Below are 23,762 nucleotides of genomic sequence, written 5' to 3'. Positions count from 1 at the left end.
TCCGTACCATCCGTGTAGGCGCTCGGCACCGGCAATGGTTACCGCAAGGCGCATTCTATAACCCTGGTGTGTCGCCCACCTCGCTAGACGCGGGGCGGGCGAGGGGGCATCAGCTGCGGGAGGGATATATCCCTTGCAGTGCGATAACGAAGTTCATCCCCAGAAAGGGGTTGCGGGTCTCAACAGGCTGGCTTCCGCCGGCCGGATTTACGGTTACCGGGTTGTTAAATGCTGCCAGGGTCGTGTTTGGCGCCTCGTTGCTGTAAAGGGCGCCGGGACGGCCGCTGTTGCTGGCCGGGCCCAGTACGCTGTTAGTCGCCGGTGCCGGATTGGTGTCGGTGCTGGTGCTATTCGCCGGGATGGCGATGCTGGCTTCAGCGTTGTGTGCATGGGAGGGCATCTGCGCCTGCGTCAGCGTGACGCTTTCTGTGCCGCCTTTTTCTCCGATGCGTATGGCGCTCAGTCCCGGGCCCTGATGAATGCCCACAGGGCTGCGTCCGCGCAGATCCGGCAGGCCAAAGGTGGTGCGTCCATCGCCACCGTACTTGGTGCCCAGTAGCGAAAACAGCGAGCTGTATTGGGCAATGGCTAACAGCTGACCGTCACAGAACGCCCAGCCTCGCGGTGGGAAGTCGAAGCCGACCTGACGGATCTCGCCGATAAAGGGTTCGCTCATAGCTTTCTCCTTGTCTTTCTTGTTGTGGGCGGGCGTCCAGAGTTTGCCCGCGCTCTATTGCCACTAGGGCAAATCGGTTGCCAGGCTGTACTTGTATTCGTTGTCCGGCAGTACCTGGCCTGTTTCTGATAGGCGTGCTTTGGCTGAAGGTGCGCTTGGCCGCGGGTCGTATTGGGCAGGTCTGCGCATCTGCAGGTAGACGCCCTTGTTGTCCCTGATGCTGAATCCCAGACGCTGGTACAGGTGTTGTGCCCGGTTGTGGGCCTCTACATGCAGCTCAACCGCATGGCTGCGAGCATCGGCGCGGACCAGTAATTCTTGCAGCAGGGCGGTGCCAAGGCCTGCACCGCGGTGTTCGGGCAGCAGGGCGATATCGATCAGTTGCACGGTCGTGTTGCCCCAGTAGAGGCAGAGCCGGCCGACAGCTTCGCAGTTGCGCTCGATTATCCAGAATTCGCCGTCGGGGAACTGCTGCGCGTAGTGACGGGATTGCAGCTCGAACTGCTGGTGCAGAAAGCTGGCGGTCGCTTGTGCGTCCCAGCCGAAGCTTGCTAATTCGGGTGTGCGGGTAGATGCGTAGAGCTGTGCCAGGAAGTCGTGGTCGGTGTCTTTTTGCGCACGAAGAGCGTAGTCGGTGGTTTGCACAGATAAGCATCCTTGCGTTTTCAGGCAGGTCGTTCGATCCATCGAACATTAAATTTGTAGAGCCAGACTAACGCAAGTGGCCCTGTTGTCAAGGCGGATCTCCGTTTAATGCCTGCACTCTACCGGACGGCGGCCTCACCCGCAGGGGCGAAGTTTGACCCTGTTAGAATCCGCTTTCCCGTATGCCTAGCGCCGCCAGGCGGCGCCAGAGGGTCTCGAGCACGGATTCCCGTTGCCCCTGCAATATCACCAGGCCGCGCAAGGGCTGTACTGGCGCTGTGACCCCGGCGTCCAGTTGCAGGCGGACAGCGTACTGTGCCTTCAGTGGCTGGGCACGGCGCTGCGGGTCACGCAGCACCGCGATAGGGCCGCTTTGGTCCGACGACAGGGATTCGATTTCGAGATAGGGGACACCGGTGGCACTGATCTCCGTCAGTGTTACCGGCAATGCCGGTTGCATTGGGTCGTCAGCGATAAAGCGCCCGGGGGCACCGGTCTCGACACGCCACAGGGCATCCTCTGGCAGGTAGCCGCGCAGGCGCAGTTGCGGCTCCACCACCCGGACCAGGGGCTGCTGTGGCTTGAGCCAGCGGCCAGCGGCCAGGCCCGGCAACAGGTCGCGTATCTCGCCCTGGTGGGGCGCACGCAGTTGAAGGCGCTCCCGCTGGGCGGCCAGGCCGCGGTATTCGGCCAGTGCCGTGGCCAGTTGCTGTTCGATCACGCCGGCGTCCGCGGCCGTTTCGAGACGGCCGGCCTGGCGCCGCAATTGCAATCGCAGCAGGCGGATCTGGCTACTGACGATGGCTTGACGGGCATCCAGGTCCGGGGATTCCAGCTCCAGCAGCAGATCTCCCGCCTGCACCTGCTGGCCATGGCCGACCTCGAGCCGCTTCAGGCGTGCCGGCATGGGGGCGTGCAGGCTGCTGGCGCGGCTGGCATCCAGCTGGGCGGGCACATCGACGGCGCTACGCCAGGGTACCAGCAGCAAAGCCAAACCGCCGAGCAGCAGGGCGGCGGTGACCAGCACTCGGGCGGGCCTGGCGTCCGTGCGCTGTTGCCACCAGTGGCACAGCTCTCGCCAGACTGGAAGTCCAATGAACCAGGTCAGTTCAAGCAGCATAAGAAAGGTGCCCAGTAGTTTGAAAAAAAGGTGATAAACGATCAGGGCGATGGCAAAGAACAGCGCTGCCCGCCAGATCCAGGCGCTGTAGCCCCAGGCCAGCAGCCGACGGCGGAGCCTGTCTGACCAGGGCTCGGGCTGGGGTGCATCGTAGCCGAACAGGATCTCGCGCAGCCGCCAGCGACACAGGGCGAAGGCCCGCTGCTGCAGATTTTCAACCTGCCACAGGTCACTCAGCAGGTAGTAGCCATCAAAGCGTAGGAAGGGGTTGAGGTTGACGACCAGGGTCGTCAGCCAGGTGGCGCTGGCGAGCATGAAGGCCGCGGTGCGCCAGGGGCCGTCCGGCAGTAACGACCATGCGAGCAGGGCGAGGGTGGCCAGCAGCAATTCGGCGAGCATGCCGCCGGCGCCGATCAGCAGGCGTGAGCGCCGATCACTCACCCGCCAGGCATCGCTGACATCCGTATAGAACAGCGGGAATAGCACCATAAAGGCCAGCCCCATGCTCGGCACCCGGCAGCCGGCGCGCTTGGCCATGTAGGCGTGGCCGAACTCGTGGCACAGCTTGGCGAATATCAGCGCCACACCAAAGGCCAGGGCACCGCCCAGGCTGAACAGGTGCGGGAAGGTGGCCAGGAAACGCTGCCAGTCCCTGGCGGCCAGAAACAGGCCGAGGCCGAATATGAGCGGCAGGCCGATGCGCAGGAGCCAGGGGCCGTGGCGCTGCAGCCAGGGCCAGGTTCGATTCAGGAAAGCGTCCGGTCGCCACAGCGGAATGCGAAAGAACAGGTACTGGTGCAGTAGCCGGTGCCAAAGGCTCTGCTGCCGTGCGGCGGCCTTGGCGGCGAAGCTTGCCCGTTGTTCGGTATCCCGTGCGCTGATCAGGTCGTGCTCGCGCAGAAAACGCAGCAGCTGTTGCAGGTCCGTGGCATCAAGCGGGATGCCCGGCTGGGCGTTGGCGGCGTTTAGAACCTGTTGGTCGTCGCCCAGCGCCCAGTGGCGCAGCAGGCGCAGGGCGGTGCTGCCAAGCTTGAAGTAGCGCCCGCGCAGCGGGTCCGCCAGGGTCCATTGCGGCGAGCCGTCCAGTGCGGTTGCGGCGGGCGACAGTTGCAGGTCGGGGCGCAGTGCCGGCAGGTGCATTTAGAACCCCAGGCCCTGGCGCACGGCGGCCAGCGGGCGGCGCAACAGGTAAAGCACTAAGGGTACCGGCTGGCCGTACAGCTTGGCGGTACCGCGCAGGCCAATACGCGGCGGTGCGTCGCTAAAGCGGGCATCCAGGCGGTAGGCCAGCTGGCCTGCAGTACTGGCCTGGGCTTCGTAGGCCAGGTGCTGCAGGCGTGCAGGGTGGCGGTTAAGCGGGTCGCTATCGAGGAACAGCGCCACCTCGGCGCCGGGCGCCAGCGCAATCGCATCGGCCACCGCCAGTTCGATACGCAGCTCTGCCTGCACGGGGTCGGCGATGTCCAGCAGGCGTTCTCCGGTCTGTACCGGTTTGCCTGTCCAGCGATCGGCATCGGCGAACACGGCGATGCCATCGCGGTCGGCCCGCACCTCGCTGCGCGCGAGCAAGGCCAGGGCATAGTCCCGTTCGGCCCGTTTTTGTTCGACCCGTGCAGCGAGAAGGTCCAGTCGCGCCTTGGCGTCGGAATCGGAGAACGCGCGCTGGGCGTTGCTCCTGAGTTCCGCTTGCGCGACATCGAGGCTGCGCTCGGCCACATCCGCCTGGGCCCGCAGCGAAGTGGCGTCGAAACGCAGCAGGGGCTTGCCGCGTCGTACCGGCTGGTTAGGGCGCACCAGAAATTCTGCAATAACGCCGTCCAGCGGTGCCGTCACGACCGTGCCATTGAGGGGCACCACCTCCGCCGGTGCCAGTACCGACTGGCGAACCGGTATTGCCAGCAGCAATACCACGCTGATCGCCAGTGCCAGGAACTTGCGGCGCGGCCAGCGCAGTCGCCAGGGCTTTTTAGGTTCAAGGGCGAGCCAGGCGTGGCTGTAGCAGTCGCCCAACTGTGTCAGAAGGGCCTGTTCGGCGTCACTCCAGGGCTGTTCACGGGCGATCCAGAGGCCGCCGAAGGGGATCTTGCCGCGCTCAAGCAGGGGCAGCCAGAACACGGCATTTGCCGAGAGGCTTTGGCAATCGGTGCGCACGGCCTCGCTCATCGAGGCCATGTCCACCCGCTGCGGCTGGTCTGATATGCCCCGGGCCATCAGCTCGCGGGCGCCGCGCTCGACGAAGGCCACGAACGGGGCATGGGGTTCCACCTGGCTGATACCGGTCACCGCCCGCGTGCGCCCGGCAATCAGCAGGGCTGCATGGCGAAAACCAAACAGCGTCTGGGCGTCATTGACCAGGCAGTAGGCAAGATTGCTGCTGCTTGTTGCTGCCCGGACCTGGCTTTGCAGGCTTAGCAGCTGGGCAAACAGGCGCTCGGTTGGGTCGGGGGCTCTGGCGCTCATGGTGCCTGCACAAAGCGTGCGCTGCCGCTCATGCCGGCCAGCAGGCCGGAGCTGTCCGCAGGCAGGGTGCCGATCAGTTTCAGGGTCTGGCTGCCCTCATCGATGCGGGCACCTAGGCGTTTGATCTCCACGATCAGGGGCTGGCCGGTTTCGTCCGGCACGAACTCGAAGTGCCGTCCGGGCTGCAGCCAGCCAAGCCAGTGGGAGGGCACCAGCAGCTGGACTTCCAGCGTGCGGTTATCGACGATCTCCAGCAAGGCTGCGCCACTGGCCACACTCTCGAAAGGTTGCACCGTGCGCTGGACCACCTTGCCGTCAAACGGGGCCTTGACGACACAGTTGCGTACCTGCACCTGGTACACCCTGGCCTGGGCCTGGGCCTGGGCCTGGCGGGCTTCGGCCAGCGCGACCTCGAAGCGGCCGACGGAATTCAGCGCCGCCAGCTGTTTTTGATGGTTGAGTTCTTCGCGGGTTGCCCGTACTGCCGCCTGGGCGGCATTCAACTGGGCCTGGTAGGCGCTGCAATCGAATCGCACCAGTACGTCATCCTTGCTGAAGGTCTCGCCATCGCTGTACGGCATTTCCAGGATGCGGCCGGCCAGTTCGCTCGACAGGACTGCCTGGTCGCGGGCGCGCAGTACGCCACGTGCCTTGCGTTCGCTGGATGCCCGGGTTTCGGAGGTGGGTAGCGGGTCGAGAAGCGGGTCGCTGGATTGTGCAATGGCCGATCCATTGCCGATGCACGCCAGCCACAATACCGTACAGAATTGGCCGAGTGTTCGCTGCATGTTGCATTCCCTGCAAGTAAAACGATGGCAGCAGTGTAGAGGAGACGCCCGCGTTGGTAAATCGCCTGAAGCGGATCTGCCAGAGGGTTATGACGGCACCTGCGTCGCAGCGCTGCCACACAAGGCGCACCGACTAACAGGGTCAGGGCGCTGGGCCAGGGCGGCCCCGTCAGTGTACAGTTGCCGCTGAAGTGCTGTGCTTGAAAGGAACGCAGAGTTCAGCCAGGAGCTGCCGATGATTATTCGTAACTACCAGGAGGCGGATTGCCGCGCCATTGCGGATCTGTTTCACGCCGCGGTTCACGCCATTGATGATACGCAGTACAGCGCGGCGCAGCGCGAGGCCTGGGCTCCCACGCCGCCGGAATACGGCAGCTGGCGGCGACGCCTGGCAGAAACGCAGCCCTGGGTGGCGGAGCACAATGGCGCTACCGTTGGTTTTATTGAGCTGGAGCCGCACGGGCATATCGACTGCCTCTATGTCCATCCGGCCTTTCAGCGCCGGGGTATCGCTGGCCGGTTGCTGCACCACTTGCTGGGGCAGGCGCGGGATCTTGGCATTACGCAGCTGAGTGTGGAGGCCAGCAAGCCTGCCCGGGCGTTTTTCGAGGCGCATGGCTTTAGGCTGCAAAGCGAAAACCGGGTGATTCGCCGGGGGCAGGTCCTGGTCAATAGCACCCTGGTACTGATGCTGGGCGCGGAGTAACGGGTTACGGGGGGGGGCAGGCCCTCTATACTGCACGCAGGCGGCACCATTGCCGCAATGACAGGAGGCTGCAGTCATGTTCAAGATCGAGGTTACAGGGCCGAATCGTATCGAAATCGAGCTGGTCGGCAAGCTCAACAGCGCCGAGATGGCAATCGCGCTTGATGAGCTGATCGAGAAAACCCGGGAGTTCAGTCGCGGGCAGATGCTGTACCGGATTCACGACTTTGATTTGCCGACCTTCGGTGCGATCGCGGTGGAGCTATCGCGGTTGCCGGCGCTGTTCGGCCTGGTTCGCAGGTTTGGTCGGGCGGCGGTACTGTCTGACAAGAAGTGGATTCAGCGCCTGAGTGAGCTGGAAGGACACCTGTTCCCGGGCCTGGAAATCAAGGCCTTTGATGTCGACGAAGTGGCGGCGGCAGAGGCCTGGTTGGCACGTTAGCGGCCCCCGCAGGCAGCTTTTATTGCAACCATGAGGAATCTGTATGAAACCACGGATCAGCCTGATCACCCTGGGTGTCGATGATCTTGAGGCCGCCGTAAGCTTTTACCGCGACGGCCTGGGGCTCGTTACCGAGGGTATTGTTGGCGCCGAGCTTGAGGCTGGCGCCGTGGCCTTTTTTGACCTGCAGGCCGGGCTCAAGCTCGGGCTTTATCCGCGCAAAAGTCTGGCGAAGGATGCGGGATTTTCCAGCGACGAGGCCAGGCGCGGTGTGGCGGACTTCAGCCTGGCCCATAACCTGGCCTCAAAAGCGGAGGTGGATCAGCTGATGGCGCAGGCAGCCGCGGCCGGCGCCCGCGTCCTGAAACCGGCAGAGGATACCTTCTGGGGCGGTTACGCCGGCTATTTCCAGGATCTCGACGGCCACCTGTGGGAGCTGGCCTGGAATCCGCACTGGCCATTGCCCCAGGACTAGCCCGGCGGCTGTGCCGTGCACTGATCGATAGCCCACTCGCAGAAGGTGTGCGCCTCCTTGCTCAGCAGCCGGTTGCTGGGATGTACCAGGTAAAAGCCGCGCCGGCTCTGTACCGAGGCCGCTATCGGCCGCACCAGGGCGCCGCTGGCCAGCAGGTCGTCCACCAGGTGGCGCCAGCCCAGCGCAATACCCTGGCCGCCGAGTGCCGCCTGAATCACCGCCGGGTAGTTGCTGATAAACAGGTCCTGCCGGCCCGGGGGCAGCGGCACATTCTTGTGGGCCAGCCAGGAGCTCCAGTCCATCCAGTCCCAGTGCTCGGATTCGCAATGGATCAGGGTGGCGTCCAGCAGGTCCGCAGGCGTATTCAGCGGCGAGATGGACGCCAGGTAGGCCGGACTGCACACAAGAAAAATTTCCTCTTCCAGCAAAAAACGGGCGTTGCAGTCCGGCCAGTGGCCGTCGCCAAACTGGATGGCGGCATCGGCGCCATCGCTGATATGGCGGGTGTCATCATCCGAGGCATCAACGTGAACGATAATCTGCGGGTGCGCCATTCGAAACAGTGGCAGCTTGGGAATCAGCCACAGCGATGCGATGGACAGATCCGCACAGACGGTGACGGTCGATGTTGAATGCTTCACCTTCAGTTCCGAGGCCGAGGCCGACAGCAGTTCCAGCGCCGCGGTGACAGAGCGCTGAAACCTGCGTCCGTCGGCGGTGAGGGTCACGGCCTTGTGGCTTCGGTTGAACAGCTCGCACCCCAGATTGTCCTCCAGCAGGCGAATCTGTCGGCTCACGGCGGCCTGGGTAATGCACAGCTCGTCGGCGGCAATGGTAAAGCTCTGGTACCGTGCCGCCGCTTCAAAGGCGACCAGGTAGGCAAGTGGCGGAAGGTCTTTGTTGATGCGTCCCATGGTTACTGTTCCTGTCGAACCCAAGTTGTGTCCTGTCAGCCCGGGGGCCTGGTCTAGCCGGGCTTCCTCAGCGCAATGCCGCGTCCGGCCTGGTCGGGCCAGGGTATTTCGGCCTGCCGGGCGTGCAGGCGCTCGATCCTGTCCCGGGTCACGGGCAGAAACGCGGCGGGGCGCGTGGCGCTCATGTCCATGTGCAGCAGCAGGGTTTCAAGCAAAGCCAGTTCGGTACCGGTATCGCCGTGGTGCATGCGGAGCATGAGCCGCAGCTTTTTGCTGTCGTGTTCGAGCAGCTGGGCGAAAATCTGCAGCGACTCGCCTTCCTTCACTTCCCGCAGGTAGTGCACCACGCTTTGCAAGGTGTAGAGCGATACCTGGTGCTCGGCGCGAAAGTCGGCATCCAGGCCGATATGATCAATAAAGTTGTCCAGCGCCCGGGCGAACACCACCACGTAGCAGGCGTCGTTCATGTGGCCGTTGTAGTCGATCCAGTCCTTGATGACGGGGCCATCAAATATCTTCAGTGTTGCTGTCATGTTGTTCTACTCCGGATGTCGGTGTTCAGGTGATCGCGGTCGGGCTGCCGCTGTCTGCGCGGCCCATGCAGGGTATTTCTTCATCAAGTCGGCAGGGCGAGGCTTTCCCGGTAGAGCCAGTCGGCAAACCCCTGCACCACCGGTTCGATCGGTCGTTGCTGTGGCAATACCACGTGGTAGCCATTGGTCGAGTTGAAGCGCTTGTCGAGTAGCGGTACCAGCAGGCCGTTATCGAGCAGAGAGTCCACCAGTTGCGCCCAGCCGATGGCAATGCCCTGGCCGGCAATCGCCGCCTGCAGCAGCAGGGTGTAGTTGTTGAACGTCATGTGTGGCTCTGGGGGCGCGTCCTTGATGCCCAGGGCGCGGAAGATTCGCGGCCAGGTGAAGCAGTCCAGTTGATATTCGGTATCCAGCTTGAGCAATGGCAATTGCGCCAGCTGATCGGCCCGGGTGATGGGGTCTGCGTGCTTGAGCAGCGAAGGGCTGCACACCATTACCGCCTCTTCCTGGAATAGCGGGCGGCTGATGCAGCCAGGGAAATAGCCGCTGCCAAACAGGATCGCAAGGTCAAATTCGGGTTGCGCTGGAGTGTTGCGCTGCTGTGATGTCACGACCCGCACCTCGGTGTGGGGATAGTGCTCGCGAAAGCCCGCCAGGCGCGGAAGTATCCAGAAAGCGGCGAATGCATAGTCTGTTGCGACATTGATCACCAGGTGCTGGTTGGATTGTTGCACTGCACCAACGCCGTCGGACAGCCGTTGCAGGCCTTCCAGCACCGCCGTCAGAAAGGTTTCGCCGGCTAGCGTGAGGGTGACGCCGCGATGGGCTCGCAAAAAAAGCGCAGCCCCCAGGTCCTCTTCAAGGCGGCGAATTTGCTGGCTCACCGCTGACTGTGTGCTGCCAAGTTCCGTGGCGGCCAGGGTGAAATTGCCCAGCCGTGCGGCCGCTTCAAAAGCTTGCAGGGTGACGAGACTGGGCAGCTGGCTGAATCTTGTCATAAATTTATCTAATCCTAAGCATTAGCTGTGGCCTTGTTCACAGGCTACGTAATAGCGCGCAATATCGATACAAGTTCGAAGGGTACACCAATTAGATATATTTATGCATAACAAGATGCGCTACGGCAAGAAGGAGCAATAATGGACAACAGCAGGCCCAATATCCTCTTTATCATGGCGGACCAGATGGCGGCGCCGGCCCTGCCGATCTATGGCCACCCGGTCGTCAAGACCCCGAACCTGAGTGCACTGGCCGATACCGGTGTGGTGTTTGACTCTGCCTATTGCAACAGCCCACTCTGTGCACCGTCGCGCTACGTGCTTATGACCGGACGCCTGCCTTCCAGAATCGGCGCCTATGACAATGCGGCGGATCTGGCGGATGACATTCCCACCTTTGCCCATTACCTGCGTAACCTCGATTACCAGACAGTACTGTCCGGCAAGATGCATTTCTGCGGTGCCGATCAGTTGCATGGCTTTGAAGAGCGCCTGACCAGCGATATCTACCCGTCCAACTTCAACTGGATCACGCGCTGGGATCACCCCGAGGTACGCCCGGAGTGGTATCACAACATGGACTCGGTGACCGAAGCCGGCCCCTGTGTGCGCAGTCTGCAGCTCGATTACGACGAGGAAGTGGTGACCAATGCCCGTCGTTTCCTGTACGACAAGGTGCGCGGCGGCGACGACCGTCCCTTCTGTCTGACGGTGTCCATGACACATCCCCACGACCCCTATACCACCACGCGGGAATACTGGGACCGCTACGATCATGACGAGATCGACATGCCGGCGGTCAAGATCGCGCCGGGCGAGCATGACCCCCATTCCGAGCGGCTGCGCTTTGTTTGCGGTCTGGACAAGGCGGATATGACCGATGAGCAGGTGCGCAATGCGCGGCACGCCTATTACGGTTCCATCAGCTATGTCGACGACCAGGTCGGTGCCCTGGTGAAAACTCTGGAAGAAACCGGTCTGGACAAGAACACCATCATCGTTTTTTCCGGCGACCACGGCGACATGCTGGGCGAGCGCGGCCTCTGGTACAAGATGAGCTGGTTTGAATGGTCCGCCCGCGTGCCGCTGATCGTTCATTACCCGGAGCGCTTTAAAGCGCGCCGAGTCAGCGCCAGTGTTTCCACACTGGATCTGTTGCCCACCTTCGTGGAGCTGGCGAATGGCCCACAACAGGGCTATGTGACCGAGATCGAAGGGCGCAGCCTGGTGCCGCACCTGCTGGGTGAGGGCGGTCATGACGAGGTGATCGGGGAATACCTGGCCGAGGGCGCACTGGCACCGCTGCTGATGATTCGCCGCGGCGACCACAAGTACATCTGCTCCCCGGCGGACCCGGACCTGCTGTTCAATCTCGCCGAGGATCCGCAGGAACTGCGCAACCTGGCCGACAGCCCGGCCCACGCGGACCTGCTGCAGAAGTTCCGCTACGAAGTGGCCAGTGGCTGGGACCTGGACCAGCTCAACCAGGATGTGCTCTGGAGCCAGCGCCGGCGCGACATGGTCGGACAGGCGCTGGACAAGGGTAAATACAGTGGCTGGGATTTCCAGCCCTTTGTCGACGCCAGCCAACAGTACGTGCGCCACACCATTGGCCTGTATGACCTGGAGAGACGCTCGCGTTTTCCGCTGGTCAAAAAATAAAGCGACCTTCAGCGAGAGCGGAAGTGGCCGGGCGGGTTAATACAGGAAACAGGGATGTATCTTATTGGCCGCAGGCCAGAACTCCATCTGCTTTCCCACCCGGTGAATAATAAAGCCGCTGGCTGAACGGATGCATTTTTCTACCTTAAAACGGACATTGGCTTAAATTATTTAATGCATATGGCCCAATAATCATCGTTTGAGCGCAGGGCACATGCGGATTACAGTGGATTCAGATTGATAAGGAATTTAAGGCCAGGGCTTGTTGCGGAAAAAGGAGTTTTTCCTGCATTAAAGTTTTTAGGCTGATCGCGAAAGTCGTGGCCAGTAAAATTCTGATGCTTAAGAAGATTGAATGTCTTTCTGTTGAATCGGCTTCGCTGGTTTTTGAATTTATCTCGATAGTGCTCTGCAAACAAAGGGTGTCTGGCTGGAACAGAACTCTATACCGACAGGAGAATGATAATGGGTGTGTTTCTATCCGATAAGGAATTTCAGGTCGTCAAGGGTAAATATGACGAGTCTGAGCCCGGTGCGTCCTTTACCTTGAATGCGCAGTGCTACACCGATCAGAAATACCTGGATGTGGAGCGTGAATCGGTGTTCAAACGTACCTGGCAGTGGGTCTGCCATGTCGAAAAGGTGCGTGAGCTGGGTGCCTACTATGTTGCCGATGTGCAGGGCCAGAGTATCGCGATCGTGCGGGACCGCAGTGGCGACTTGCGTGCCTTCTACAACGTATGCAAGCACCGCGCCCATCACCTGCTCGAAGGCGAGGGCAAGGCGCGGGTCATGACCTGCCCGTACCATGCCTGGAGCTACAACCTGGACGGCAACCTGCGTAACGCCCCCCATACCGAGGGCCTGGTTGCTTTCGACAAGGGTGACATCTGCCTGGACCAGGTGCAGGTAGAAGAATTCTGCGGTTTTATTTACATCAGCCTGGATCCCGCAGCCAAGCCCCTGTCTGAGCTGACCGGGAACCTGGCACAGGAAATCATGCAGTATGCGCCGGATGTGAATGAGCTGACGTTTTCCCGCCGCCTGAGCTTTGATATCAAGGCCAACTGGAAGAACGTGGTGGACAACTTCCTGGAATGCTACCACTGCCCCCATGCGCACAAGGATTTCTGCACCTTGCTGCAGTTCGAGACCTACAAGGTCACCACCCATGGCATCTATTCAAGCCATATGGCCAAGGGTGCCAAGGGTGAAAACTCGGCTTACAGCGTGGAAGGCGGCAGCTGCGATGATCACGCCGTCTGGTGGCTGTGGCCCAATACCTGCCTGATGCGCTACCCCGGACGCAATAATTTCCTGGTGCTGAATGTCATTCCCGTGGGGCCTGATCGCACCATCGAAACCTATGACTTCTACTTCGAAACGGCAGAGCCGACGGAGCAGGAAGAGCAGGCGATCAAGTACATCCGCGATGTGCTGCAGCAGGAGGATATTGATCTGGTCGAGAGCGTGCAGCGCGGCATGAATTCACCGGCGTTTGAAAGCGGCCGCATTGTCAATGACCCCTCCGGGTCTGGCCTGAGCGAGCATGCACTGCACCATTTTCATGGCCTGCTGCTGGATGCCTATAAACAGGCCCTCAAGTAACGGATTTCCCCGGGAGGTTTTCCCTCCCGGTCGATAGCTACCCATATTCAACAAGTAATGAGGTGACGTATGAGTCAGGGCCAACTGCGTGGAAAAATCGCTCTTGTAACCGGTGGTCGCGGTGGTATCGGACGTGGCATCTGTGAGCGCTTTGCCAAAGAAGGGGCAACGGTTATTGCCGCGGATATCGCCCAGGGTGAAGGCGTACTGCCCGAGTCCGTGCATTATGAAGCGCTGGATGTCACCAATGAAGATACGGTACACGCGCTGATGGCAGCGGTGGGCGAAAAGTACGGCCAGCTGGACATTCTGGTGAATGCCGCGGCGATCGAGATCGAAAAAACGATCGAAGAAACCTCGCTGCAAGACTGGAACCGCATTTTCGCCATTAACGTGACCGGCATGTTCCTGGTCTGCAAACACGCTGTGCCGCTGATGCGCAAGGCCGGCGGTGGTTCCATTATCAACTTCGGTTCCTACGATGGCTTTATTGCCGATCCGAGCCTGGCTGCGTATTGCGCCACCAAAGGGGCGGTACACGCCCTGACCAAAGCCATGGCCTGTGATTACGGCCCGGAAAACATTCGCGTAAACGCAGTGTGCCCGGGCTTTATCGACACCCCCATGCTGCAGAGCTTTTTCGGCAGTTCCGGCGATATCGACACCCTGAAGGAAGAAGTACGCCGTATCCACCCGATGCGCCGGTACGGCACGCCCGCGGATATCGCCAGCCTGGTGAACTGGCTGGCCGGTGACGAATCCGTGTATGCCAGCGGACAGCTGTGGATTCTCGATGGCGGCCTGACCGCGCAAGTTCAGCAAATGCGTCTGTAACAAGGAGTATTGTCATGGCTCAAAGCGTCATTATCACCTGTGCGGTCACCGGCGGCATCCATACGCCGACCATGTCCAAACATCTGCCCATTACACCGGACCAGATCGCGGCCGAGTCCATTGCCGCCGCCGAGGCCGGGGCCTCGATCATTCACCTGCACGCCCGTGATCCGGAAACCGGCCGGCCCACGCCGGACCCCAAGGTATTCATGCAGTTCCTGCCGGTGATCAAGAACAACTGCGATGCGATCATCAACGTCTCGACCGGAGGTGGCCTTGGCATGACGCTGGAACAGCGTCTGGAAGCGGCACTGGTGACAAAACCGGAAATGGCGTCGCTGAATTCCGGCTCGATCAACTTCGGCATTTTCCCGCTGCTGCAAAAGCATAGCGAATGGCAGCACAGCTGGGAGCCTGAATTCCTGGACATGACCCGGGACTTTGTCTTCAAGAACACCTTCAAGGATATCGAGTACACCCTGCGTGAGCTCGGTGAAACCCACGGCACGCGCTTCGAGTTCGAATGCTACGACCTGGGTCACCTGTACAACCTGGCCTATTTCGTCGACAAGGGGCTGATCAAGCCGCCGTTCTTTATCCAGATGATCTACGGAATTCTGGGCGGCATGGGCGCGGACCCGGACAACATGGCCCACATGTACAGCATCGCCAAGAAACTGTTCGGTGACAGCTTCGAGTGGTCCGTGCTGGCGGCCGGACGCAACCAGATGCCGTTCGCCACCCAGTCCGCCATCATGGGCGGCAACGTGCGGGTGGGCCTGGAAGACAACCTGTATATCGGAGCCGGCCAGCTGGCGACCTCCAATGCCGAGCAGGTACACAAGATTCGCCGCATCGTCGAAGAGCTGGGGCTTAAGGTCGCCACGCCGGATGAAGCGCGCGAGCGCCTGGGCCTCAAGGGCAAAGACCAGGTTGGTTTCTGATCAACGCAAACGGGAGTCGCAAGATGCAAATAAAAAATCTGATCAACGGCGAGCTGGTTGCAGGTGAAGGCGACATCGTACGGGTGCTCAACCCGGCCACCGGCGAGATGATCGTCGAAATCGCCGAGGCTACAGCGCAGCAGGTGGGCGCCGCCGTTGCTGCGGCCAAGGCGGCGTTCCCGGCCTGGTCCAGAACCACGCCGTCGGAGCGCTCGGCGCGCCTGCTGGCGCTGGCCGATGCGCTTGAGGCGCGGGCGGATGAATTTGCGCAGCTGGAGTCGCTGAACAACGGCAAGCCGCTGGGCTCGGTGAAAACAGATGAAATGCCGCTCATTATCGATGTGTTTCGCTTTATGGCCGGTGCTGCGCGCTGTGTCACAGGGTCCAATGCCGGGGAATACGTTGAGGGTTTCACCTCCATGATCCGGCGTGACCCGGTGGGTGTGGTGGGCTCGATAGCGCCCTGGAACTACCCGCTGATGATGGCGGCCTGGAAGATCGCACCGGCCCTGGCGGCCGGCTGCACCCTGGTGCTGAAGCCTTCGCAAATGACGCCGCTGACCACACTGCGCCTGGCGCAGCTGGCCGCCGAGATCTTCCCCAAGGGGGTCGTCAACGTGGTGGCCGGGCGCGGTTCCAGCACTGGCGATGCACTTATCAACAACAAGGACCTTGAGCTGGTGTCGCTCACCGGTGGCCCGTCTACCGCCAGTCGCATTCTGGAAGCCTCGTCGCGCAATATCATGCATACCCATATGGAACTGGGCGGCAAGGCGCCGGTGCTGGTGTTCGGTGATGCCGACATACCCACGGCCATCGAAACCCTGCGCGGCGCATCGTTTTTCAATGCCGGCCAGGACTGCACCCAGCCGTGTCGCTACTACGTGGAAGACAGCATCTACGACAACTTTGTGGCGGATCTCGCCCAGAGCGTGTCGTCGATCAAGCTGGGCGCCCCGGATGACAGCAGCGTGGAAATGGGGCCGGTCATTTCTGCACGGCACCTCGAACAGGTGGCCGGGTTTGTGGAGCGTGCTCGTGATCTGTCCCATACCGAAGTGGTGGCAGGGGGCTATCGCCTGAACGGTAACGGCTTTTACTACGCGCCGACCGTCATCGCCAATGCCCGTCAGCAGGATGAAATCGTGCAGAAGGAGGTGTTCGGCCCGGTCATTTCGGTGACCCGTTTCAGCGGTGTGGAAGAGGGCATCGCCCTTGCCAATGACAACGAGTTTGGCCTGGCCTCATCGGTCTGGACGCAGAACCTGGGCAAGGCCATGAGCGTGACGGCACAGCTGCGCTGCGGCATTACCTGGGTCAATACCCACGGCGTGGCGACCTCTGAAATGCCCCACGGTGGCATGAAGGCATCGGGTTATGGCAGTGACATGTCGGTCTATGCCCTGGAGGGCTATACCTCGGTGCGTCACGTGCAGATCGCGCACCTGTAACGGCACTATGGCCAGGCGTCGCCTGGCCTGAATCGACGGAGGTGAGAGTATGTCGAATCCCATGAACACACTGGACAGGCAGGAACTGCTTGTGCGCGCCGTCAAGGATGAGACGCCGCTGATCCGCAGCTTCGAGCTGGTGCTGGACAGTGGCGCCGAGCTGCCGCCCTTCGAGGCCGGCGCCCATCTGGCCATCCACCTTGGCAATGGCCTGACACGGCAGTACTCGCTGTTTGATGCGCCCGGTACCGGTTGCAGCTACCGCGTGGCGGTGCTGAAAGATGCTGCCAGCCGGGGCGGCTCCATGTACATGCATGACGAAGTCCAGGTGGGAGACCGTATTCGTGTAACGGGCCCTGGCAACAACTTCCCCCTGGCCGAAGAGGCCGCCACATCGGTGCTGATTGGCGGAGGCATAGGCGTGACGCCGATCCTGTCCATGGCGCTGGAACTGCATCGCCAGGGGGCTGAGTTTGAGATGCACTACTGTGCCCGCAGTGCCGAAGATGCGGCTTTCGTCGACTGGCTGCGCAGCGAGGCACCGTTTCGGGACCGGGTGCAGATGCATTTTGACGGTGGCGATCCCGCCAGGGGGCTGGATGTCCAGGCCTTGCTGGCGGAGGTAATCGAGGGCCGGCACCTGTACTGCTGTGGCCCGGGCGGGCTGATGGATGCAGTGGAAGCGGCCTCAAGCCACTGGCCGGCTAACGCGGTGCATTTCGAGCGCTTCAAGGCCTCTGTGGTGGCCACGGCTGAAAACCAGCCCTTCAGTGTGTATCTGTCGCGCTCCGGGCTGGAACTTGAGGTGCCGGCGGACAAGTCGGTACTCAGGGTGCTCAGGGAAAACGGTTTTGATATCAACACCCTGTGTGAAGAGGGTGTGTGTGGTTCCTGCCTCACCGATGTGCTGGACGGGGAGCCCGAGCACCGTGATCAAATCCTGAGCGCGGATGAGAAAAGCCTGAATGACGTGATGGCGGTGTGTTGCTCGCGGGCCAAATCCAGCCGTCTTGTACTTGATCTTTAACGGAGAAAAACATGTCAGCCTTGAATGGAAAAGTCGCCATTGTCACCGGCGGCGGTCGCGGTATCGGCCGCGCGGTGGTGGATCGTTTTCTGGCCAATGGCGCCCGGGTGCTCAGCTGTGGCCGGGGGGAACGGCCGACGGACCTGCCCGAAGCCGTGGTCTGGTTGCAGGCCGACCTGTCGCGCCTGGAAGACGTTAAACGCCTGCGCAGCACTGCGCTGCAAGCCTTTGGCCAGGTGGATGTGCTGGTGAACAACGCCGGTGTCCAGGTCGAGAAAACCGTCACCCAAACCACGGATGCCGAGTGGGACCTGGTCATGGGCGTGAATGCCAAGGCGGTGTTCCTGTGCTGTCGCGAACTGATTCCGGATCTGGGGCATGCAGGCAAGGGCGTCATCATCAACCTGGGCTCCATCAGCGCCAACGTATCGGACCCCAGCATGGCGATCTATAACGCTTCCAAGGCCTTTGTGCATGGTCTGACGCGCTCGATTGCCGTGGACCATGGCAAGGACGGCGTGCGCTGTAACGCCATCTGTCCGGGCTGGATCATGACGGAAATGGCCGAGGCAGGTTTTGATCTGGCAGCCAATCCTGAGGCGGCCAAGCGTGATGCGCTGGCGCGCCACGCGGTGGGGCGCTTTGGCAAGCCTGAAGATGTAGCGGGGCTGGCGCTCTGGCTGGCATCCGATGATTCGGCCTATGCCAGTGGACAGATGTTTGTGATGGATGGCGGATTGACGGCGGCATCGCCCCTGCAACCCGGCCTGTTTTAGGCGTTGTGCCAACAATCTTCAAATGGCTGTAATAGAGGTTTGAAATGAACAAGCAGGTGGATTTTTCAACGGATGTTAAGGTCGCCGCCATTCTGGGTGCCGGCACCATCGGCGCGAGCTGGACGGCGCTGTTTCTGGCCGCAGGACTGGAAGTGGATGTCTATGATCCCTCCGACAATGCCGAAGCCTTTGTACGCGATTATGTCGAGCATGCCTGGCCGAGCCTTGAACGCCTGGGCCTGACCGCCAACGGTGCCATGGATAGAGTACAGTTCTTCCGTACACCGGAAGAGGCCGTTGTCCGGGCGCAATTTGTGCAGGAAAGCGTGCCCGAGCGTATCGACATCAAGCATGAGCTTTATGCCCGCATCGAGCCGCATTTGCGCGCCGATGCCATTGTGGCATCCAGCGCCTCGGGCCTGCTGGTCAAAGAAATGCAGGATGGCTGGAAAAACCCCGGCCGCTTCATCCTGGGTCATCCCTTCAATCCGCCGCACCTGATTCCACTGGTGGAGCTGCTGGGCAACGACAAGACCGACAGCGATGTGCTGGCAAAGGCCGAGCAGTTCTACGCCGCCTGCGCCAAGGTGACGATTCGCGTTAACAGGGAAGTGCCGGGCCACGTGGCCAACCGCCTGCAGGCTGCGCTCTGGCGCGAGGCCATTCACCTGGTGGTGGAAGGGGTGGCCAGTGTTGAAGATGTCGACAAGGCGGTGTATGCGGGCCCCGGTCTGCGCTGGTCAGTCATGGGCCCGCACATGCTGTTCAATCTGGGCAGTGGCGGTCATGGCCTGGGCGTATTCTGTGAGCGCTTTGGACCGTCGTTTCACCGCTGGTGGGATGACCTGGGCGATCCGCGCCTGACGCCTGAAGTGATCGAGAAGCTGCTGACCGGGGTGCAGGCGCAAGAAAATGGCCGCAGCTTCGACGATCTGGCAGCGGAGCGTGATCGCAAGATCGTCGAGGCGAGCCGCGCGATGAGTGCAAGCGAAGGTTTTAGCGTTGAAGACGCCGTTAAAAAAGAACGTCTGGTAACGGCGCGCTAATATCAACCCATATCCGTGTTTCATGTATTAGTCCGCCGGGCTAATACTGATCCGAGTTTCTAGAAGTCATTATCTCGCCGGCTGTTTTCAGTAATATATGCGGGGGTTAACGCCGAAGCCTTATTCGCTCTGGAAACAATAAAACTTAATGGCAGTGTTCGCCTGCCCACACCGAGAGTAATTGAAAAGAGGGCACCTCGAAAAACCGTAACGAGCGGGCTTAGAGGCAAGGCGCACGGAGCGCAGGAACCGCAGTGTATGGGGTATACATGAGGATTCCTACCGGGCTGGCGCACCAGCACCGCGCAACGCAGCATATGAGTCGCGCAGTAGGTTTTTCGAGGTGCCTAAGGTTGACCGCCCCGATCGCAAGTCTCATTGCAGCCTCCTAGATGCCGGCGTCTGACAAACATGCGCCGGTTATCGGGGTGAGCGCAGGAACATTTTTATTGCCAAGTTTTTTGCGTTATTAAAATCAAAAAAACAATAACTAACCCAATCTATCTTATGAGGGAAGCGTATGCTCTCCAGCGAAAAAATAGACGCTCTGATTGAGCCCAGAGGGATCTTGAAGGGGTTAAATTCGACCCTTGGCATCACCGCCATCAGCATGATTGTGTTTTTCATGCTCTACGCGATTCTGTTCGGCAAGACAGCCAATGAACAATTTCTTGGGCTGAAAACCTGGATCGAAAGCACCCTGGGCTGGTACTACGTCGTCATGATGTTTCTGGCGTTCCTGGTCTGCCTGTACGTCACGTTTTCCCGCGCCGGCAAGATACGCCTTGGCAGCGATGACGACCGGCCCGAATTCACCAACTTTGCCTGGTTTTCGATGCTGTTTGGCTGCGGCACCGGCGCTGCTTTGCTGTTCTTCGGGGTATCCGAGCCGATGATCCATTTCGCCAGTGACTGGAGCGGCGGCAATCCCTTTCTAAGCCAGGACGTCAAATCGGCGGTGGCGGCCTTTTTCGACGCCAAGAGGATCGCACTGGAGCAGGGGCTGCTGCCCGGCGATGAGGGCTTTCCGGTGCCCAGCAGCCTGGTGGCCGAAGCTGCCGCCAGCGGTGTCAAGTTGACGATCTTCCACTGGGGCACCATCGCCTGGGCCATGTACGGTATCGTCGGCCTGTCGCTGGCGTATTTTGCCTTCCGCAAGGGGCTGCCGCTGTCGATGCGCTCGGCGCTCTACCCGCTGATCGGCAATAAAATATACGGTCCGATTGGCCACACCGTCGATATCCTGACCGTGTTTGGTACCATCTTCGGTATCTCCACGACGCTCGGGCTCGGCGTCGAACAGATCAGCGCCGGCCTGGTTTCACTGGGCTTTATCGAGCAGAAATCCCAGACCGTGACCATCCTGTCGATCGTCCTCATTACCGTTGTCGCAACGGCCTCGGCGACCAGCGGCGTTTCCAAGGGGATCAAGCGGTTGTCGACGCTTAATAGCTGGATCTGCATTGGGATGCTGTCCTACTTCCTGCTGTCCAGCAACACAAACTACCTGATCGCCAGCTCGGTCACCGCGCTGGGGGACTACGTCTCCGATGCCGTATCCATGACGCTCTGGACCGCACGCAGCCCCGAGGAGCGTGTCTGGCAGGGCGGCTGGACCATCTTCTACTGGGGCTGGTGGATCGCCTGGGCCGGTTTCGTCGGCATGTTCATCGCACGCATTTCCCGTGGCCGCACGATTCGCGAATTCATGCTCGGCGTGATGTTCATCCCCTCCCTGGTGGCACTGCTCTGGTTCGGCGTGCTTGGGTCCGCCGGCATCCATGAAGCAATCTACGGTGCCGACATGAGTATCTATAATGCCGCGGTCAATAACTGGGACTATGCTGGCGCTTTCTACAACATCTTCGATGTGCTGACGCCGGGTACCATGGCGACGCTGGCCAAAGCCGCGGCGCTGGCGGTAGTGGTCATTTTCTTCGTCACCTCCGCCGATTCCGGCACCCTGGTGCTGGGCCGGCTGCTGGCGTTTGGCCGCCGTCCCCCGGTGCAGCAGCGCATCATCTGGGGCTCGGTTCTGGGTGGGGTGACGCTGATCCTGCTGGTTCTCGGTGGAGACCAGGCCATGAAGTCACTGCAGGCGGCATCGATCGCCGGCGCCCTGCCTTTCACCTTCGTGTTGCTGGCGATGATGGTAGGACTGCTTAAATCGCTGCATCAGGACGGTGAAAACATCGTCGATAACGAAGCCCATATCAAGCGGATGATCGAGCGGGAAATCGCCGATCTCTCGTGACCGTGATGGGCACCTCGAAAAACCTGCTACGCGACGTATAGGCTGCGATGCGCGCTGCGCCTTACCTCCAGGCCCGCTTGTTACGGTTTTTCGAGATATGAAACATCCCTGTTTCATGTATTAACCCGGCGGGTTAATAACAACCTGGCCTGCGAATAGGATTTTTACCTGTTATCAGCCAGGTTGAACGTTACACGGCCGGTACACTGTCGATAACCTGTTATTCGAACGTAATTTTGTAAAATCTATTTGCTATCCGCGCATCAAGGATTCGATAAACTATTTATCGCAAGCAACCATACGAAGATTAAAACAATCCGAAGGGTGGAGTCTTATGGAAAGCGGTACAGCTCCCGAGAAGGGGAAAATTTACATCAACAGGGGCATATTCTATGGCGCCTTAAGCGGTATAGCCCTGTTTCTGTTATATACAAGTTTTTATGCTGAGCAGGCTGCAGCGGTATTCAGTGCCGGCCTTGGCTGGATCAGTGAAACCTTCGGCTGGTATTACATGCTGGCCACGGTTGCTTACCTGGTGTTTGTGCTTTATATCAGCCTGTCGCGCTTTGGCAAGGTGCGCCTGGGTACCGATGATTCACGGCCCGAGTTCTCGCTCATTTCCTGGGCGGCCATGCTGTTTGCCGCCGGTATCGGCATCGATGTGCTGTTCTTCAGTGTGGCCGAGCCGGTTTCCCACTACCTCGCCCCGCCCGAGCAGGGTGCGCAAAGCATGGCGGCCATGCGCCACGCCGTGCCCCAGACATTTTTTCACTGGGGCCTGACCGGTTGGGCTTTGTATGCCCTCATGGGGGTGGCGCTAGCCTATTTCAGTTACCGTCACAAGTTGCCACTGGCGATCAGCAGTACCCTGTTTCCGCTGATCGGCAAGCGTATCCATGGGCCTGTTGGCCAACTGGTGGATATCGCCGCCATTATCGGTACGGTGTTTGGTATTGCCACAAGCCTGGGTATCGGCGTCATGCAGCTCAATTACGGTTTCGGTCTGCTGTTTGGATTGTCGCAAAGCCTCAGTAACCAGGTGTTGTTGATCATTGCCGTGGTGGTGATTGCGGCCTTTTCCGCCATGAGCGGAGTGGACAGAGGCATTCGCCGTCTGTCTGAAATTAATATGCTGCTGGCCAGCGGGCTGTTGCTGTTCGTGTTGTACCAGGGCAATACCCTGGGGCTGCTGGATACCCTGGTACTGAATATCGGTGATTACCTCACCGGCTTTGTGGGCTTGAGTTTCAATACCTATGCCCTGGCCGGGGAAGACGCACAGCAATGGAAGGGCTGGTGGACGGTGTTTTTCTGGGCCTGGTGGATCGCCTGGACACCCTTTATCGGCATGTTTCTGGCGCGTATCTCCAGGGGCCGCACCATCCGTGAATTCACCCTGGGTGCACTGCTGATTCCGCTGGGATTCATGATGGCCTGGATGTCCTTTTTCGGAAATACCGGTATTGATCTGGTGGCCAACCAGGGGCTGGCAACGCTTGGCGAGCAGGCACTGAACAGCCCGCAAAGCACGATCTACACACTGTTGCAGCAGTATCCCTATGTGGGTGTAACCACCGGCGTTGTGCTGGTACTGGCGGTACTGTTCTTCGTGACATCGGCCGACTCGGGCGCCCTGGTGCTGGCCAACTTCACATCCGTCTTGCCCGATGCCGACCAGGATGCGCCGGTGTACCTGCGGGCTTTCTGGGCGGCCATCATTGGCGCCATTACCATCGTGCTGTTGCTGGCGGGCGGGCTGAATGCCCTGCAAAGCGTGGTGGTAATCGCCGCGCTGCCTTTTTCCCTGGTGCTGTTTGCCACCATGGCAGGGCTGTACCGAGCCCTGGTGCAGGAAGTCGATGGTCACAGGGTATCGAACGCCCCGGCGCACTCGACCCTCGACTGGCGTGAAAGACTGCAACAGAGCCTGCAGCGTACGGTGCAAACCGATAGCACCGCCTTTTTGCAGCAGACCCTCAAGCCTGCATTCGAGCTGTTTGCCAAAGAACTGAGGCAGCACGGCAAGCCGGTAAGCATCGAAACCGTAGCACACGCCGGGCTGGCGCTGCGGGTGCAGCTGGGCGAAGACCTGTACTTCCTGTACGAGGCCAGGCCACAACCGGTGGTATTGTCCGGTGGTTCACTGGCGCCCACGCAGGAAGAGGCGAGTGGCTATCAGGTTTATCTGGCCGGTGGCGCGCTAGGCCGCTGCCTGGTGGGTTATCTGTTTCACGATGTGCTGCATGACCTGGTGGCCGAATATGACCGTTTCGTTCAGCTGCAACTGCTGACAGGCGAGCCGGCCCCTGCGTTGCATGTGCCGCCGCCCGTCGGCGTCTTTGCCTGAGGAACGACGCTGGCGCGCGATTCTGTAATGCGCGCCACTGTCTGTTTGTCTGCCTG

Annotated in this window: 21 protein-coding genes; 13 read left to right on the top strand and 8 right to left on the bottom strand. The window is 60.5% G+C overall.

What is annotated here, in order from left to right; all coding sequences use genetic code 11:
* Window positions 1-109: 109 nt before the first annotated feature.
* The 5 genes from KDW95_RS05625 to KDW95_RS05605 form a co-directional block, all read right to left on the bottom strand.
* Window positions 110-676 (bottom strand): phage tail protein, encoded by a 567-nt coding sequence (locus KDW95_RS05625; RefSeq protein WP_255855303.1) that lies wholly within the window; start codon window positions 674-676, stop codon window positions 110-112.
* 63 nt (window positions 677-739) lie between these two features.
* Window positions 740-1,321 (bottom strand): GNAT family N-acetyltransferase, encoded by a 582-nt coding sequence (locus KDW95_RS05620; protein WP_255855302.1) that lies wholly within the window; start codon window positions 1,319-1,321, stop codon window positions 740-742.
* A 163-nt stretch (window positions 1,322-1,484) separates the two neighbouring features.
* Entirely contained in the window at window positions 1,485-3,581 is a 2,097-nt protein-coding gene (locus KDW95_RS05615; protein ID WP_255855301.1) for an HlyD family efflux transporter periplasmic adaptor subunit, read from the bottom strand.
* Window positions 3,582-4,901 (bottom strand): efflux RND transporter periplasmic adaptor subunit, encoded by a 1,320-nt coding sequence (locus tag KDW95_RS05610; RefSeq protein ID WP_255855300.1) that lies wholly within the window; start codon window positions 4,899-4,901, stop codon window positions 3,582-3,584.
* A complete protein-coding gene (locus KDW95_RS05605; RefSeq protein WP_255855299.1) occupies window positions 4,898-5,689 on the bottom strand; it encodes an efflux RND transporter periplasmic adaptor subunit in 792 nt (263 codons plus the stop codon). The genes KDW95_RS05610 and KDW95_RS05605 overlap by 4 nt, the downstream gene beginning before the upstream one ends.
* Before the next feature lie 235 nt (window positions 5,690-5,924).
* Between KDW95_RS05605 and KDW95_RS05600 the strand changes: the two genes are divergently transcribed.
* The 3 genes from KDW95_RS05600 to KDW95_RS05590 all read left to right on the top strand — a co-directional run bounded on the left by KDW95_RS05600 (window position 5,925) and on the right by KDW95_RS05590 (window position 7,312).
* A complete protein-coding gene (locus tag KDW95_RS05600; RefSeq protein ID WP_255855298.1) occupies window positions 5,925-6,395 on the top strand; it encodes a GNAT family N-acetyltransferase in 471 nt (156 codons plus the stop codon).
* Between the two features lie 76 nt (window positions 6,396-6,471).
* Window positions 6,472-6,837, top strand: a complete 366-nt coding sequence (locus tag KDW95_RS05595; protein WP_255855297.1) for an STAS/SEC14 domain-containing protein — start codon at window positions 6,472-6,474, stop codon at window positions 6,835-6,837.
* A gap of 43 nt (window positions 6,838-6,880) precedes the next feature.
* Window positions 6,881-7,312, top strand: coding sequence for a VOC family protein (locus KDW95_RS05590; RefSeq protein WP_255855296.1), 432 nt, complete (start codon window positions 6,881-6,883; stop codon window positions 7,310-7,312).
* Here KDW95_RS05590 and KDW95_RS05585 read toward each other — a convergent pair.
* The 3 genes from KDW95_RS05585 to KDW95_RS05575 form a co-directional block, all read right to left on the bottom strand.
* Window positions 7,309-8,226, bottom strand: a complete 918-nt coding sequence (locus KDW95_RS05585) for a LysR substrate-binding domain-containing protein (RefSeq protein ID WP_255855295.1) — start codon at window positions 8,224-8,226, stop codon at window positions 7,309-7,311. The two genes, KDW95_RS05590 and KDW95_RS05585, sit on opposite strands and share 4 nt — an antisense overlap.
* Window positions 8,227-8,279: 53 nt before the next feature.
* The gene (locus tag KDW95_RS05580; RefSeq protein WP_255855294.1) at window positions 8,280-8,759 is read right to left on the bottom strand and encodes a thioesterase family protein; all 480 of its coding nucleotides are present in this window, start codon (window positions 8,757-8,759) and stop codon (window positions 8,280-8,282) included.
* An 83-nt stretch (window positions 8,760-8,842) separates the two neighbouring features.
* A complete protein-coding gene (locus tag KDW95_RS05575) occupies window positions 8,843-9,757 on the bottom strand; it encodes a choline sulfate utilization transcriptional regulator (RefSeq protein WP_255855293.1) in 915 nt (304 codons plus the stop codon).
* 141 nt (window positions 9,758-9,898) lie between these two features.
* Between KDW95_RS05575 and betC the strand changes: the two genes are divergently transcribed.
* The 10 genes from betC (at window position 9,899) to betT (ending at window position 23,706) form a co-directional block, all read left to right on the top strand.
* A complete protein-coding gene (gene betC, locus KDW95_RS05570) occupies window positions 9,899-11,419 on the top strand; it encodes a choline-sulfatase (RefSeq protein WP_255855292.1) in 1,521 nt (506 codons plus the stop codon).
* A gap of 465 nt (window positions 11,420-11,884) precedes the next feature.
* Window positions 11,885-13,027: an aromatic ring-hydroxylating oxygenase subunit alpha gene (locus KDW95_RS05565; RefSeq protein WP_255855291.1), complete on the top strand. Its 1,143-nt coding sequence runs from the start codon at window positions 11,885-11,887 to the stop codon at window positions 13,025-13,027.
* Window positions 13,028-13,096: 69 nt separating this feature from the next.
* Window positions 13,097-13,861 carry an SDR family NAD(P)-dependent oxidoreductase gene (locus KDW95_RS05560; protein WP_255855290.1) on the top strand — a complete coding sequence of 255 codons (765 nt, stop codon included), beginning with the start codon at window positions 13,097-13,099 and terminating at the stop codon, window positions 13,859-13,861.
* Window positions 13,862-13,875: 14 nt separating this feature from the next.
* Entirely contained in the window at window positions 13,876-14,805 is a 930-nt protein-coding gene (locus KDW95_RS05555; RefSeq protein ID WP_255855289.1) for a 3-keto-5-aminohexanoate cleavage protein, read from the top strand.
* 23 nt (window positions 14,806-14,828) lie between these two features.
* Window positions 14,829-16,256, top strand: coding sequence for a gamma-aminobutyraldehyde dehydrogenase (locus KDW95_RS05550; RefSeq protein ID WP_255855288.1), 1,428 nt, complete (start codon window positions 14,829-14,831; stop codon window positions 16,254-16,256).
* A 49-nt stretch (window positions 16,257-16,305) separates the two neighbouring features.
* Window positions 16,306-17,283 (top strand): PDR/VanB family oxidoreductase, encoded by a 978-nt coding sequence (locus tag KDW95_RS05545; RefSeq protein WP_255855287.1) that lies wholly within the window; start codon window positions 16,306-16,308, stop codon window positions 17,281-17,283.
* An 11-nt stretch (window positions 17,284-17,294) separates the two neighbouring features.
* Complete coding sequence (locus KDW95_RS05540; protein ID WP_255855286.1) at window positions 17,295-18,059, top strand: SDR family NAD(P)-dependent oxidoreductase; 765 nt, start codon at window positions 17,295-17,297, stop codon at window positions 18,057-18,059.
* A 44-nt stretch (window positions 18,060-18,103) separates the two neighbouring features.
* Window positions 18,104-19,105, top strand: coding sequence for a 3-hydroxyacyl-CoA dehydrogenase NAD-binding domain-containing protein (locus KDW95_RS05535; RefSeq protein ID WP_255855285.1), 1,002 nt, complete (start codon window positions 18,104-18,106; stop codon window positions 19,103-19,105).
* A gap of 568 nt (window positions 19,106-19,673) precedes the next feature.
* Window positions 19,674-21,359 carry a BCCT family transporter gene (locus KDW95_RS05530; protein ID WP_255855284.1) on the top strand — a complete coding sequence of 562 codons (1,686 nt, stop codon included), beginning with the start codon at window positions 19,674-19,676 and terminating at the stop codon, window positions 21,357-21,359.
* 334 nt (window positions 21,360-21,693) lie between these two features.
* Window positions 21,694-23,706, top strand: coding sequence for a choline BCCT transporter BetT (gene betT, locus KDW95_RS05525; protein ID WP_255855283.1), 2,013 nt, complete (start codon window positions 21,694-21,696; stop codon window positions 23,704-23,706).
* The last annotated feature ends 56 nt before the right edge of the window (window positions 23,707-23,762 follow it).

The organism is Marinobacterium rhizophilum, from assembly GCF_024397915.1.
GTDB lineage: Bacteria > Pseudomonadota > Gammaproteobacteria > Pseudomonadales > Balneatricaceae > Marinobacterium_A > Marinobacterium_A rhizophilum_A.
This window is presented reverse-complemented; position numbering and strand designations above follow the sequence as displayed.